The organism is Pantoea sp. NGS-ED-1003, from assembly GCF_000738765.1.
Lineage (GTDB): Bacteria > Pseudomonadota > Gammaproteobacteria > Enterobacterales > Enterobacteriaceae > Pantoea > Pantoea septica.
The window spans coordinates 13371-26561 of sequence record NZ_JPQA01000004.1; the positions used below are offsets into that span (position 1 = coordinate 13371).

A 13191-nucleotide genomic window follows, 5' to 3' on the forward strand; every position below is an offset into this window, starting at 1 on the left:
ATCATGCAAAAGCCAAATGACGACATCAGAGTCGGAATCATCATCTTCCCCTACTCCAGCATTTTACGCGGCTGGATCGCCCCGGATGGCGAGCTGGTAAAGAACCCGATTAAAGCACAGCGCATGGCTGAGGAAATGAACCGCAACATCACCATTCACTGAGGCGCCCAACATGCTCAACGCAAAATCGAATAAAGAAATTGTTGCCGCTGGCCATTCTTTCGCCAAGAACCTCTCAGCCGATACCGGCCTGATGGATATGGCCAAGATGGTAAGCGAGCTCGCTACACGTCTCGACGTCGCGAACGCGCGCGCCAGTGTGATGGCAGGTGAAGTGCTGCGCATTAACAGCATCATGCCGGACGCCATCGCCGCGCTGAATGCCACCGGCGATCATATGAGCCTCGTTGCCAACCTGAACGCCGCCATGGTGATGCCAGCTGCTAACGAGTGGATTAAGGCTCTCCAGGCTGAAGCCGTCGTGCAGACGCGGAAATACGTGCAGACCATGACCAACCACCAGCAGCCAGGCGTATCACACGTTATTAACCTCATCTCGCAGCTTGAGATGGATATGCTGCGCACCAGCGCCGGCAAGGATGGTGAGTGATGGCTAAGCGTGGTCAGTTAACAGAAAAGATCAAAGCCGTGGCGTCAGAGTTGCTCGGGAAAGAAATTACCCAAGCTGAAATTCGCCTTATGCCTTATGTGCAGCATTGCTTAATGAACGGTCAAGTCATCGACCCTAACCGTATTAACTCAGCTGAACGCGAAATATTAAGTGACTGGCGCAAGCTTGGGTTTATTGAGGGGGGCGCATCCGGTTTAGGTGTGACCAAAGAATTTTGGGACGCTATCAGCGACATCCTTTGGCTTGGTTATGTGGCCTGGGAAGATGAGGATGGTGAGTGATGAAGCTGAAAATGTTCACTCTCGATGGCTCGGTGATTATCGACACCAATACTGTCACCCAATTCAGCCCTGACGCAGAGCACGGCGGCAATTTCACTAAGGTAGAAACACTGAACGACAGTGGTGAAACCTCTGAATTTATCGTCAAGCACGATTTCTACCAAGTAACTCAGGCGCTCGCCAATGCCTGGTCGATGGAAGAAAAGGCGGTGCGTCATGCGTGAGCGCGGAATGATTTTCAATGCGGACATGGTGCGCGCCGTACTGAACGGCAGCAAGACGCAGACGCGCAGGATTATCCAATCAGCGGCCAAAAATATGCAGGCTCGCGGCCATGAGGTTATCTCTCACCGCGCGCCAGGCGATAAATGGTATAGGGACTACGTCTATTCCATGCGTGATCGCAGCGGTGTATGGCAGGACTTCACCAACGAACAGTTTCTGGCTAAATGCCCGTTCGGTGTTGTTGGCGATCGCCTGTGGGTGCGTGAGACGTTTTGCCCGGTTAACGATGATGGCGAAAAGTGGATTGATTATCGCGCGACGCCACGCTATGAACAGAGCCATCCTGCAGGCTGGGATTGCGAACCAAAAGACCCTGAAGCGCTTAAATGGAGCCCATCCATCCACATGCCACGCTGGGCGTCCCGCATAACGCTGGAGATTATCGGCGTGCGTGTGGAGCGGTTGCAGAGTATCAATGAGCATGACGCTATCGCTGAAGGTTTGGCAGAAATAAGCAAAGACGGGCGAGTCTATAAGTACGGCATTCCTGACCTTGATGGCTACCCCGGTACTGATGATTTTGGCTGGCCATGGCATGAGTGGGAGCGTTACCCCATCAGCGCTTATAGCAAGCTGTGGCGCTCTATCTACGGAGAGGAAAGCTGGCAGGCTAACCCGTGGGTCTGGGTGATCGAGTTTAAGCGCGTGGAGGGGGAATGATGGCGACCAAAGAGGAAATCAGTGAAAGCTTGAACAAGCTTGTAGGTCAGGCGTACAGCTATGCTGCTTCGCTTGATTTGGGGCCGGAACGCATAGAGGCGTTTGAGCTGTCTGAAGCGTTGCGCCGACTTCAGCGCCGTGGCGCTGCCAGCCAGATGCTTGCTGCTACCAATCCGCTGTTATCCTTCGTTGGTAATGACGAAGAGGAAGATGAAGATTGGGATGAGGACGACGACTGATGCCTAAATCTCCCGCCGAACGCAAATCCGCACAGCGCGCCCGCCAGGCCGCTGCCGGCGGCAAAAAGCTGGAACTGACGCTGGATAGTCAGGAAGTCGAGATGCTGGCGCAGAACTGCGCCGCCCGGCGCCCCGGCCGCGAGCCGTATGAGCTGAACGAGTACATCACGATGCTTATCCGCAAGGACGCGGCTGAGCTGGCGCAGCAGCTGGAAGCGCTGGCGAAGCGACAGTGCGCGAAGTGTGGCGACCGTCTGCCGGTAAGCGCGTGCCCGTGCCAGGGTGATTCGCAGTGCTGGGCCACCAGAGGCTGGCTTGAGACAAAATTAAACATCACGCCGTGACGTGTCACGGCTGCTTAACCTGTTGCGGCAGGAGTGGAGAAAATAATGAACACAATGTTTTTATTGATGGCCGAATATGAAACCGCAACAGTTCCATTAAGCCAGGTATGCGAAAAGTTTTTTGGGATGAAAGCTGCTACGGCTGAAAGAAAGGCCTCAGAAAATAAATTGCCTATCCCCACCTTCCGTACAGCTGAAAGTCAGAAAGCCCCTCGGATGGTGCATATTTCTGACCTTGCTGAGTTCATCGATAGGCAACGAGAAGAAAGCAAAGCCATACATCAGTCTCTACGGCATGATGTAAGACTCGGTTAGCCAGACGAAATCAAGGCGTGAACAGATGAAGATTACCTCTGATTTACGCCTCCATTTAAAATCCATCTATCAACATCAGCCAGTAAGTAGAGCTTAGGTCTGCTTCTGACAGGCTTTGGAAACCCCCACCTAACCGTGTAATTCCGGATTGTCATTCTTGATGACACTCTCAGCTTTTCCATCACTTCCTTTTCCGAAATCAACTCGATGTCAGCCATGAAGTGCCACCTCTGCTTATCTCATATTGTTGTTGATTGCCGCACATTAAAGGGTTATTTTCTCATGCTCCGGGTACCCTTGAGGCCCCCTTTTCAGCATAAGTGTATGTTTTAGATAAAAAGAACCCCAGCAAGATAACTGGGGTTTGGTACTTGCAAACATCACGTCATAAGGCGTGCTGCGCGGCAAAATCTGTGGTGATTCAGGCTACCCTGACGGTATTAAGCTGCATCACGCTTTTCATGGCTTCCACCACATCGCTATCCACGCAGTAACGGCTGAACTCGTCCATTTCGGCTTCGGAACACATGGAGACACCGGCTTTACGATAACGCATCGGTGAAGTCACGAGGCGGCTGGCGGAGCTGTGAACCTCGCTAAGTCCGCTGTCCAGGAACTTTTGCAGGTTGCTCAGGCGTACGCCAGCACCAGCCATAATGATTGGACCTTCGCTCTGTTCATTAAGTTCCCTTAATAATGCAATTCCGTTTTCCGCGCTCTGTTGCTGGCCGGACGTCAGGATGCGCGCCACGCCCAGCGCGGTTAACTCATCCAGCGCGCGATTGGGGCTGTGGCAAAGATCGAAGGCGCGATGAAAGGTCACCTGCATGCCGTCGCACAGCGCCATAATCTGCCGCATACGCGAACGGTCGATATGCGCCTCTTCATCCAGCATGCCGATCACCAGGCCGGGAAAACCCATTTCGCGAATTTTCGCCACGTCGGACTTCATAATCTCGAATTCGCGCGCGGTGTAGCAGAAGTCGCCGCCGCGTGGTCGGACGATAGGATGAACCGGAATCGATATTTCACGGCGTGCTGCTTCCAGCGAGCCGGACGACGGGGTCAGGCCGCCTTCACGCGGTCCGGCGCACAGCTCAACGCGGTCGGCGCCGGCCTGCTGCGCGGTCATGGCGCAATCCACGCCGTAGCAGCAAATTTCCAGTGTGGTCATCTGTTTCTCCTTTACATGACGTCTGGCTCGACACAGGGCGATAAGTTAGTCTGACTACCCAATGAGTTTACGTGGAAACCAGCGCATGGCATTCAATTTTGACCAACGGATAGACCGTCGTCACACCGATAGCCTCAAATGGAACAAATATAGTGACCGCGACGTCCTTCCTCTGTGGGTCGCGGACACCGATTTTCGCTCGCCTGATTGCGTTATCGACGCGATAAAAACCCGCGCCGAACATGGCGTTTTTGGTTACGGCGACCGCCCGACAGGATTGATCGACGCCGCCATCGCGCGCTTCGAACAGCGCTACCAGTGGAAAGTAGAGCCGGAGTGGATTGTGGTGCTGCCTGGCGTGGTGAGCGGACTCAATCTGACGGTGCGCGCGCTTACCGCGCCCGACGAGCGCTCAATCTCTCCTTCACCCATCTATCCCCCTTTTCGCGGCGCGGCGAAGCTGGCGGCGCGCGAGCAGATCACCCTGCCGTTGAGGTGCCAGTCGGGACGCTGGGTCGTCGACTTCAGCGAGGCCGCCGCCCTGCTTAACGGCAAAGAGAAGCTGTTGATGCTCTGCAACCCGCAAAATCCCGGCGGCACCGTCTATCGCCGCGACGAGCTGGAAGCGCAGCTGGCCTTTGCCCGCCAGCACAATTTGATCGTCTGTTCCGACGAGATCCACTGCGATCTGCTGCTTGAGCCTGGCGTCCGGCATATTCCCTTTGCCAGCCTGAGCGAAGATGCCGCCCAGCGCAGCGTCACCCTGATTTCGCCGTCCAAAACCTTCAACATCGCCGGACTCGGCGCGTCGCTGGCGATTATTCCCAACGCGGAACTGCGGGCGCGCTTTAAGCAAGCGCGCTACGGTATCGTGCCCGAGGTCGATATTCTGGCGCTGGTCGCCGCCGAAGCGGCCTGGCGCGGCGGCGACGCGTGGCTGGAGGCGCTGCTCGCCTATCTGCGCGTCAGCCGCGATCGTCTGCATGCCGCCGTTAACGCGCTGCCGGGCCTGTCGATGGCCAGTCCGGAAGCGACCTACCTCGGCTGGATAGACTGCAGCGGGCTGGATGTCGCCAGCCCGGCGCTCTATTTTGAAAATCAGGGATTAGGCTTTTCGCCCGGACGCGATTTCGGCGACGATCGCTTTGTGCGCTTTAATTTCGGCTGCACCCACGCCACGCTGGAAGAGGCGCTCGACCGGCTGCGCGCTGCCGTCGCCGCGCGCGCTTAGCTCGCCTCGCTGGCGACGATCTCCTCCAGTCGCCACGGATGAAATTTTATCGTGGTCTGCCCGTCGGTCACTGCCAGCGTCGGATTGGGCAGCCGCTCGTTTTCGCCCTGCGGCGAGCTGGTTTTGAACGAAATGCCCGGCTGCGCCAGCGCGTCGTCGCTGAGCAGCGCCATGGCGCGCATGCCCAGCGTCTGATGATCGCCGCGCAGCACGATTTCTACATGCTCAAAGCCCTCATGGCGATAGCGCTTCTCTCCTGGCCAGGGAAGTTCGATAACGTCCAGCGCCCAGCCGTTCAGTTGCAGAGGCTGATGCAGCTTAAACAGGCAGATGGGACGCCCGTTGATGATCGCTTCGGAAAATTGCGTCCCGATCTTCAATAGTCCCTGCTTCCAGCGCTCCGCCGTGCTGTTCTGATGACAGCGCACCGCAATATGGTCGGCCTCAAGCGCCGCTAAGTTTAATCCGAGGCGATCGGCGAATTGTTGCAGCGACGCGCTGAAGCGCGTCAGATCGCGCTCTAAGTCCTGTAATTCAGAGGGAAATATCGGGGAGGAGGTCATAAAACGTCTCAGTTAGTTTAAGCTTTTTAATAAATGGAAAGTCCCGCCAGCACTGCTTCAGGCGCGATAAAATGTTAGGAATCATCCGATTTGGCCGTAATTTTGCCGTAAAACCACGTAAATTACCCTTTTAATTCGGATTTATCCCCTCTTCAGGTCCAGCAGTTGCTGGATGAAAGTTAGTTAAGATCATGAAAAATATGATATTCATTTATACAATAAGATAACTCTTATTTGCCAGCCAAACAATTGCAGCCAAACCGCCTTTCTTATAAATTTGACCTAACACAACTACAAGGAATGGCTCTATGTTCATGCTCATTGTTGTCGCAGTCCTGATCGCACTGATGGGATTTGCAATTTCCCGCCACTGGAAGGTGCGTGAAGACAAAAGCGTCAAAAATCCTCGTCGCCCTCTTCGCCGTCGCTAATCTCTCTGTTTCGGGAAACCGGCCTGACGCCGTTTCCCCGCACGTTCTCTTGCGCGGCGGCTGCTGACGCAACGTGACATTTCACGTATACTTCCCCTCTTCTTTTTTCCATTCTGCGTGGCCTCAGGGCGCGTCGGCAGAGTGAGGACAACGGCTCTCTGCGCGGCAGACGAGCCTTTTAGCACATGAAGGTAATGCGGTGAATATTCAGGCTCTTCTTTCCGAAAAAGTCAGTCAGGCGATGATTTTAGCCGGTGCGCCGGCCGACTGTGAACCCCAGGTTCGCCAGTCCGCCAAGGTTCAGTTTGGGGATTATCAGGCGAACGGCATTATGGCCGTCGCGAAAAAGCTGGGTCAGGCGCCGCGTCAGCTGGCTGAAAGCGTGATGACGCATCTTGACCTGCAAGGTATCGCCAGCAAGGTAGAGATCGCCGGGCCAGGCTTCATCAATATTTTTCTCGATCGCGACTGGCTGGCCGCGCAGGTGAAGCAGGCGCTGACGCAGCCGCGTCTGGGCGTCGCCGCCGTTGAGCCGCAAACCATCGTTGTCGACTACTCCGCGCCGAACGTGGCGAAAGAGATGCATGTCGGCCACGTCCGCTCCACCATTATCGGCGATGCCGCCGTGCGCACCCTGTCGTTTCTGGGTCATAACGTGATCCGCGCCAACCATGTGGGCGACTGGGGCACGCAGTTCGGCATGCTGATCGCCTATCTTGAAAAGCAGCAGAACGAGCATCATGAAGAGATCGCGCTCGCCGACCTCGAAGCCTTCTATCGCGAAGCGAAACGCACCTACGACGAAGACGAAGCCTTCGCCGAGCGCGCGCGCGCCTATGTGGTCAAGCTGCAGGGCGGCGACGAATATTGCCGCACCATGTGGAAGAAGCTGGTCGATATCACTATGGGCCAGAACCAGCTGATTTACGACCGCCTTAACGTGACCCTGACGCGCAAAGATGTGATGGGCGAAAGCCTCTATAACGACATGCTGCCGGGCATCGTCGACGATCTGCGCGCCAAAGGGCTGGCGGTGACCAGCGAAGGCGCGACCGTGGTATTCCTCGACGAGTTCAAAAATAAAGAAGGCGAACCGATGGGGGTCATCATTCAGAAGAAAGATGGCGGCTACCTCTATACGACCACCGATATCGCCTGCGCCAAATATCGTTATGAGACGCTGAAGGCCGATCGCGTGCTCTACTACATCGATTCGCGCCAGCATCAGCATCTGCAGCAGGCGTGGACTATCGTGCGCAAAGCGGGCTACGTGCCGGAATCCGTTCCGCTGGAGCATCACGCCTTCGGCATGATGCTGGGCAAAGACGGCCGTCCGTTTAAAACCCGCAGCGGCGGCACCATCAAGCTCGCCGATCTGCTGGAAGAGGCGCACGATCGCGCGCTGGCGCTGGTGCGCGAGAAGAACCCGGAGATGAGCGAAGCGGAGCTGCAGCAGCTGGCGGAAGTGGTCGGCATCGGCGCGGTGAAGTATGCCGATCTGTCGAAGAGCCGCACCACCGATTACATTTTCGACTGGGACAATATGCTGGCGTTCGAGGGCAATACGGCGCCCTATATGCAGTACGCTTACACCCGCGTGCTCTCTGTGTTCCGTAAAGCGGGCGTCGACGTCGACAGCATCGACGCGCCGCTGGCGATTACTGAGGATCGCGAAGCGCAGCTGGCGACGCGCCTGCTGCAGTTCGAAGAGACCATTACCCAGGTGGCGCGCGACGGCACGCCGCACGTGATGTGCGCCTATCTTTACGATCTGGCGGGTCTGTTCTCTGGCTTCTACGAGCACTGCCCGATCCTCAGCGCAGAAGACGAGGCGACGCGCCAGAGCCGCCTGCAGCTGGCCGCGCTGACGGCGAAGACGCTGAAACAGGGTCTGGACACCCTCGGCATCAAAACCGTCGAGCGTATGTAACAAACAAAAAACCCCGCCAGAGCGGGGTTTTTTGTTAAGGCTTGTGCGGGTACGGATAGTCTGGTCCGATCGCAAAGTCGCTCAAGGCATCCATGCGCGCTCGGCCCGCGGCATCCCTGCCGCGGGACGCTTTGCTCTTCGGTCCAGACTATCCGTACAGCTAACTTTTGCGCGCGCTTTAGGTTTTCCCTTCCCCGCTTTTAATTCTGGTAATTCACCATCACTTCGCTGCTCAGCACCTGCAAACCCGGCGGCAATGCGCCCCTGCCCGCCACGCCGAACACCATATAAAGCGTTTCGTTAGCGTCCAGCGAGGCCAGCTCGCGCGTCGCGCCGCTGCCACCCTCCAGCGAGGCGCAGCGCTGCGCGCCGCAGAGCTTCACCTGCAATCCCGACGGTGCCGCGCCGGTGAGCTGATAGCGCCAGTTAATCAGATTCACCGTGCCGGAAACGCCCGGCGGTGCATGCAGCGGCTTTGACTTCACCCAGGCGCCGCGGTTGCTCAGCGGCGGGCCGCTGACGCTGGCGTGCCACGCGCCCGACGCGGCGTAAAGCGGCAGCGCCATCAGCGACAGCAGCGCCAGACCCCACAGCCCATAACGCATTATTTGCCTCCGATAGTGGCGGTCATACGGATATGCCGATTGTCGGTCAGCTCCATATTGGAGAGCACCACCAGCTGCGGCAGATTGCGGCGCAGGAAGCGCGCCAGCAGCGCGCGCAGCGGATGATTGACCAGCAGCACCGGCGGCGCGCCCAGCATCTCCTGACGCTGGAGCGCGGCCTGCGCCTGCTCCAGCAGTCGGTCGGCCAGACCCGGCTCCAGCCCGCCGCCGCCCTGCAGCGCCTGCAGCAGCAGACGCTCCAGCGTGGTATCGAGGCCGATCACCTGCACTTCGTCATTGCCCGGGAACCACTGCTGGGTAATGGCGCGGCCCAGCGCTACGCGAACCACGCTGGTCAGCTCCTGCGGATCGTTCTGCACCGGGGCGTGTTCCGCCAGCGTTTCGATAATGGTGCGCATATCGCGAATCGAGACGCGCTCAATCAGCAGGTTTTGCAGCACCTTGTGCAGCGTCGTCAGGGTGATAACGCCTGGCACCAGATCTTCCGTCAGCTTCGGCATCTCCTGGCTGACGCGATCGAGCAGCTGCTGCGCCTCCTGACGACCAAACAGCTCGCTGGCGTACTGCCCAATCAGATGGTTAAGATGCGTTGCCACCACAGTGCTCGCCTCAACCACGGTAAAGCCCTGAATCTGCGCCTGCTCTTTCAGCGCACTGTCGATCCAGATGGCCGCCAGGCCGAACGCCGGATCGACCGTCGCCTCGCCCGGCAGCGAGCCCGCCGCCGTGCCTGGGTTGATCGCCATCCAGCGGCCAGGATAGGCATCGCCGCTGCCGATCTCGACCCCTTTCATCAGAATGCGGTAGCGCGCAGGCGGCAGCTCCATGTTGTCGCGGATATGCACCACCGGCGGCAGAAAGCCGACATCCTGCGCCACCTTTTTACGGATGCTGCGGATACGGCCCAGCAGCTCGCCGTTCTGGGTGCTGTCCACCATCGGGATCAGGCGATAGCCGACCTCCATGCCCAGCGTGTCCTCCAGCTGTACGTCGGTCCAGGAGGCTTCGGTATTGGCTGGCGTGTCGGACGCTTTCATCACCGCGCTGCTGGCGGCTTCCGGATTCTTCTTCGCCTCCATCTCGCGGCCGCGCATCCACCAGGCCAGGCCGAGCAGCGCGCCGGTAAACAGCAGAAACACGAAGTTCGGCATGCCGGGCACCATGCCAAGCAGGCCGAGCACCCCGGCGCTGAGCAGCATGACGCGCGGGTTATTGAACAGCTGCCCCACCATCTGCTCGCCGACATCCTGATCGGTGCCGACGCGGGTGACGATTACGCCCGCCGCGGTTGAGATCACCAGCGCCGGGATCTGCGCCACCAGGCCGTCGCCGATGGTCAGCAGCGTATAGGTCTCGGCGGCGTGGCCAATGTCCATGCCGTGCTGCACCACGCCGACCAGCAGCCCGCCGATCACGTTAATCACCATAATGAGAATGCCGGCGATGGCGTCGCCGCGCACGAACTTACTGGCGCCGTCCATCGAGCCGTAGAAGTCCGCTTCCTGCGTCACTTCGCTACGGCGCGTTTTCGCCTCCTGCTCGCCGATCAGCCCAGCGTTCAGGTCGGCGTCGATCGCCATCTGTTTGCCCGGCATGCCGTCAAGCACGAAGCGCGCGCCCACTTCCGCGATACGCCCCGCGCCTTTGGTGATAACCATGAAGTTGATCACCACCAGGATAACGAACACCACGATGCCAATGGCGAAGTTGCCGCCGACGAGGAAGTGGCCGAACGCCTCGACCACCCGTCCCGCCGCGCCCGCGCCGGTGTGACCTTCCATCAGAATGATACGCGTCGAGGCGACGTTCAGCGCCAGGCGCAGCAGCGTCGAGAAGAGCAGAATGGTCGGGAAGGCGGCGAACTCCAGCGTGCGCTGGGTGAACATCGCCACCAGTAGCACCATAATCGAGAGCGCGATGTTAAAGGTGAACAGCAGATCGAGGATGAAGGCGGGCAACGGCAGCACCATCATCGACAGGATCATCATGATCAACACGGGACCGGCAAGCACCTGCCACTGTGTATCTTTCAGGTTGTTCGGTAAACGCAGTTTTGCGGCCAGGTTAGCCATCGTTTCGCTTCTCTCCTGCAAAGTCCATCTCTGCCGGGACCGGCAGGTTTTTCGGTTTGTTCGGTATCAGGCCGCCTTCGCGCTTCCAGCGACGCAGCTGCCAGACCCAGGCGAGCACTTCCGCCACCGCCGCGTAAAGCGCGCCGGGGATCTGCTGGCCGATTTCAGTGTGCCGGTAGAGGGCGCGCGCCAGCGGCGGCGCCTCCAGCAGCGGAATGCGATGCTCTGCGGCGATTTCGCGGATCTTTAACGCCACCTCGCCCGCGCCTTTCGCCACCACTTTCGGCGCGCTCATCTTGTTCTCGTTGTACTGCAGCGCCACCGAGTAGTGCGTCGGGTTGGTCACGATCACGTCCGCCTTAGGCACATCGGCCATCATGCGGCGGCGCGCGGCGGCGCGCATCGCCTGGCGAATGCGTCCTTTGACGTGCGGGTCGCCCTCCTGCTGTTTGAATTCGTCGCGGATCTCCTGGCGCGACATGCGCAGCTTTTTGTAGTAGCTGTAGAGCTGCCAGAAAACGTCGTAGCCCACCATCGGGATAAGCCCGAGGATCACCAGCGCGCAGCAGGCGGCGATCATCCCCAGCCCGTGCATCAGTGCATTGGTAGGCGACTGGCTGATCAGCCGCAGCATCTCCGGCCAGTGCGACCAGATGTACCAGCCGCCGACGCTGCCCACCAGAATCGCCTTCAGGATGCCCTTAAAGAGTTCGGTCCAGGCCTGCGCGGCGAACATACGGGCGAAGCCAGGCAGCGGATTGAGCTTTTTAAAGTCCATCTTGATCGATTTGCCGCTGATCACGATGCCGCCCAGCAGCATCGGCGCGGCGATCGCCACCAGCACCAGCCCGCCCATTAGCGGCAGCAGCGCCATCACCGCCTGGCCGATCAGGCTGCTGATATGGCCGATAATCAGTTTGCTGTCGTTCACCATGCTGTGGTCGAAGCGCAGCCCGGAGGCGACCATCGCCGCCAGCTGGCGCGCCATCAGCGTGCCGCCCAGCCAGAGGATCATCAGTCCCGCCAGCAGCATCAGCACCGACGTCAGCTCGCGCGAACGCGGAATCTGCCCCTCTTCACGCGCTTTTTCAAGTCGGTGGGGTGTGGGCGATTCTGTTTTGTCCTCGTCGCTCTCTTCAGCCACGACAAACCTCAGTGGGTAGGAATTCTGAGCATAGAATGCCAAATTTGGCTTTGGTTAAAGCGAAGATAAAACGGCGAAAAGAGGCGTTCTTTGGCGGATGAGTTTGGGAATGAGGAACGGGACCGCCAGAAAGGCGGCCCCGCTTATGGCAAGCCGTCGCCAGCCTGAAGGCTGACGACGCAGGGTTAAAACCCTAAGCTATCCAGCAGGTCGTCAACCTGATCCTGGTTCGCCACCACGCCCGGTGCATCGGCGTGGATCTGCGGACCGTTCAGCAGGCTGGTGCCCTCCTGACGCTTCTCGGCGCTGACTTCCGGCATGTTCTCCAGCAGCACCATCAACAGCTGGCGCTCAATCTCCTGGATCACATCCATCATGCGCTTGATAACCTGACCGGTCAGGTCCTGGAAATCCTGCGCCATCATGATTTCAAGCAGCTGCTTGTTGGTAAAGGCGGTATGATCTGGCACTTCGCTGAGGAATGCGCGCGTATCCGTCACCAACTCCCGCGCATCGGCCAGTTCGATCGGGTTTTCAAACCATTGGTCCCAACGCCCTTTCAGCTGGGTTGCCCCGGCTTCCATTTTATCCTGATGCGGTTGCGCCGCTTCGACGCAGTTCAGCGCACGGTCGGCAGCCTGCGCCGTCATCTGCACCACATAATCCAGACGATCGCGGGCATCGGGAATGGCTTCAGCCGCATCGGCGATGGCTTTATCCAGCCCCAGCTCGCGCAGACTGTCGCGCAGCATGCGCGTCAGAGAGCCGATGCGAGCAATGATGTCGTGTGCCGAGGCATCCTCAGTTGGTTTCGGAAGGTCGCTCATCACATCTCCTTACATGCCCAGTTTTTCGAAGATCTTGCCTAATTTCTCTTCCAGCGTAGCGGCGGTGAAAGGCTTCACCACGTAGCCGCTGGCGCCAGCCTGTGCGGCGGCGATAATGTTCTCTTTCTTCGCTTCCGCGGTCACCATCAGCACCGGCAGCTTGCCCAGCGCGGCGTCGGCGCGAATGGTCTGCAGCAGCTGCAGGCCATCCATGTTCGGCATGTTCCAGTCGGAGATCACGAAGTCGAAACCGCCCGCTTTCAGCTTGCCGAGAGCGTCTACACCATCTTCCGCTTCTTCGACGTTATTGAAGCCCAGCTCTTTCAGCAGGTTACGCACAATACGACGCATCGTGTTGAAGTCGTCCACCACCAAAAAGCGCATGTTTTTATCAGCCATAATTACTCCTGTGTTATCACGCCCGGCAGGACGGGCCTG

Annotated in this window: 19 protein-coding genes; 11 read left to right on the forward strand and 8 right to left on the reverse strand. The window is 58.5% G+C overall.

Going from position 1 to position 13191, the window contains the following annotated elements; genetic code table 11:
- Positions 1-3 precede the first annotated feature (3 nt).
- The 8 genes from JS46_RS08640 to JS46_RS08675 are packed head-to-tail and all read left to right on the forward strand — an operon-like array spanning position 4 to position 2755.
- Positions 4-162 carry a DUF1317 family protein gene (locus JS46_RS08640; protein ID WP_033749700.1) on the forward strand — a complete coding sequence of 53 codons (159 nt, stop codon included), beginning with the start codon at positions 4-6 and terminating at the stop codon, positions 160-162.
- Positions 163-172: 10 nt separating this feature from the next.
- Positions 173-610 (forward strand): hypothetical protein, encoded by a 438-nt coding sequence (locus tag JS46_RS08645; protein WP_033749701.1) that lies wholly within the window; start codon positions 173-175, stop codon positions 608-610.
- Entirely contained in the window at positions 610-912 is a 303-nt protein-coding gene (locus JS46_RS08650) for a hypothetical protein (RefSeq protein ID WP_033749702.1), read from the forward strand. Before JS46_RS08645 ends, JS46_RS08650 begins: the two co-directional genes overlap by 1 nt.
- Positions 912-1136: a hypothetical protein gene (locus JS46_RS08655; protein WP_033749703.1), complete on the forward strand. Its 225-nt coding sequence runs from the start codon at positions 912-914 to the stop codon at positions 1134-1136. Before JS46_RS08650 ends, JS46_RS08655 begins: the two co-directional genes overlap by 1 nt.
- The gene (locus JS46_RS08660) at positions 1129-1857 is read left to right on the forward strand and encodes a hypothetical protein (protein WP_033749705.1); all 729 of its coding nucleotides are present in this window, start codon (positions 1129-1131) and stop codon (positions 1855-1857) included. Before JS46_RS08655 ends, JS46_RS08660 begins: the two co-directional genes overlap by 8 nt.
- Entirely contained in the window at positions 1854-2096 is a 243-nt protein-coding gene (locus JS46_RS08665; protein WP_369799153.1) for a hypothetical protein, read from the forward strand. The genes JS46_RS08660 and JS46_RS08665 overlap by 4 nt, the downstream gene beginning before the upstream one ends.
- Positions 2096-2440 (forward strand): hypothetical protein, encoded by a 345-nt coding sequence (locus tag JS46_RS08670; protein WP_033749707.1) that lies wholly within the window; start codon positions 2096-2098, stop codon positions 2438-2440. The genes JS46_RS08665 and JS46_RS08670 overlap by 1 nt, the downstream gene beginning before the upstream one ends.
- 45 nt (positions 2441-2485) lie before the next feature.
- Positions 2486-2755 (forward strand): pyocin activator PrtN family protein, encoded by a 270-nt coding sequence (locus JS46_RS08675; protein ID WP_033749709.1) that lies wholly within the window; start codon positions 2486-2488, stop codon positions 2753-2755.
- A 32-nt stretch (positions 2756-2787) separates the two neighbouring features.
- Here JS46_RS08675 and JS46_RS24570 read toward each other — a convergent pair whose 3' ends face one another.
- A complete protein-coding gene (locus JS46_RS24570; RefSeq protein ID WP_072010416.1) occupies positions 2788-2973 on the reverse strand; it encodes an AlpA family transcriptional regulator in 186 nt (61 codons plus the stop codon).
- 203 nt (positions 2974-3176) lie between these two features.
- Entirely contained in the window at positions 3177-3929 is a 753-nt protein-coding gene (cutC, locus tag JS46_RS08680) for a copper homeostasis protein CutC (RefSeq protein ID WP_033749711.1), read from the reverse strand.
- An 85-nt stretch (positions 3930-4014) separates the two neighbouring features.
- Between cutC and JS46_RS08685 the strand changes: the two genes are divergently transcribed.
- Positions 4015-5160, forward strand: coding sequence for a MalY/PatB family protein (locus JS46_RS08685; RefSeq protein ID WP_033749712.1), 1146 nt, complete (start codon positions 4015-4017; stop codon positions 5158-5160).
- On the opposite strand, the gene JS46_RS08690 is transcribed toward JS46_RS08685, so the two are convergent.
- On the reverse strand, positions 5157-5723 hold the full coding sequence (locus JS46_RS08690; protein WP_033749714.1) for a VOC family protein: 567 nt from the start codon (positions 5721-5723) through the stop codon (positions 5157-5159). The two genes, JS46_RS08685 and JS46_RS08690, sit on opposite strands and share 4 nt — an antisense overlap.
- A gap of 308 nt (positions 5724-6031) precedes the next feature.
- Here JS46_RS08690 and JS46_RS24740 point away from each other — a divergent pair, with 308 nt between their 5' ends.
- Positions 6032-6154, forward strand: a complete 123-nt coding sequence (locus tag JS46_RS24740) for a hypothetical protein (RefSeq protein ID WP_255351572.1) — start codon at positions 6032-6034, stop codon at positions 6152-6154.
- A gap of 199 nt (positions 6155-6353) precedes the next feature.
- Entirely contained in the window at positions 6354-8084 is a 1731-nt protein-coding gene (argS, locus tag JS46_RS08695) for an arginine--tRNA ligase (RefSeq protein WP_033749716.1), read from the forward strand.
- 200 nt (positions 8085-8284) lie between these two features.
- On the opposite strand, the gene JS46_RS08700 is transcribed toward argS, so the two are convergent.
- The 5 genes from JS46_RS08700 to cheY form a co-directional block, all read right to left on the reverse strand.
- Positions 8285-8689 carry a flagellar protein FlhE gene (locus JS46_RS08700; protein ID WP_033749718.1) on the reverse strand — a complete coding sequence of 135 codons (405 nt, stop codon included), beginning with the start codon at positions 8687-8689 and terminating at the stop codon, positions 8285-8287.
- Positions 8689-10782 carry a flagellar biosynthesis protein FlhA gene (gene flhA / locus JS46_RS08705; protein WP_033749720.1) on the reverse strand — a complete coding sequence of 698 codons (2094 nt, stop codon included), beginning with the start codon at positions 10780-10782 and terminating at the stop codon, positions 8689-8691. Before flhA ends, JS46_RS08700 begins: the two co-directional genes overlap by 1 nt.
- Positions 10775-11926 carry a flagellar biosynthesis protein FlhB gene (gene flhB, locus JS46_RS08710; protein ID WP_033749723.1) on the reverse strand — a complete coding sequence of 384 codons (1152 nt, stop codon included), beginning with the start codon at positions 11924-11926 and terminating at the stop codon, positions 10775-10777. Before flhB ends, flhA begins: the two co-directional genes overlap by 8 nt.
- Positions 11927-12111: 185 nt before the next feature.
- Positions 12112-12753: a protein phosphatase CheZ gene (cheZ, locus tag JS46_RS08715; RefSeq protein WP_033749725.1), complete on the reverse strand. Its 642-nt coding sequence runs from the start codon at positions 12751-12753 to the stop codon at positions 12112-12114.
- Between the two features lie 9 nt (positions 12754-12762).
- Entirely contained in the window at positions 12763-13152 is a 390-nt protein-coding gene (cheY, locus tag JS46_RS08720; protein ID WP_033749727.1) for a chemotaxis response regulator CheY, read from the reverse strand.
- Positions 13153-13191 lie beyond the last annotated feature (39 nt).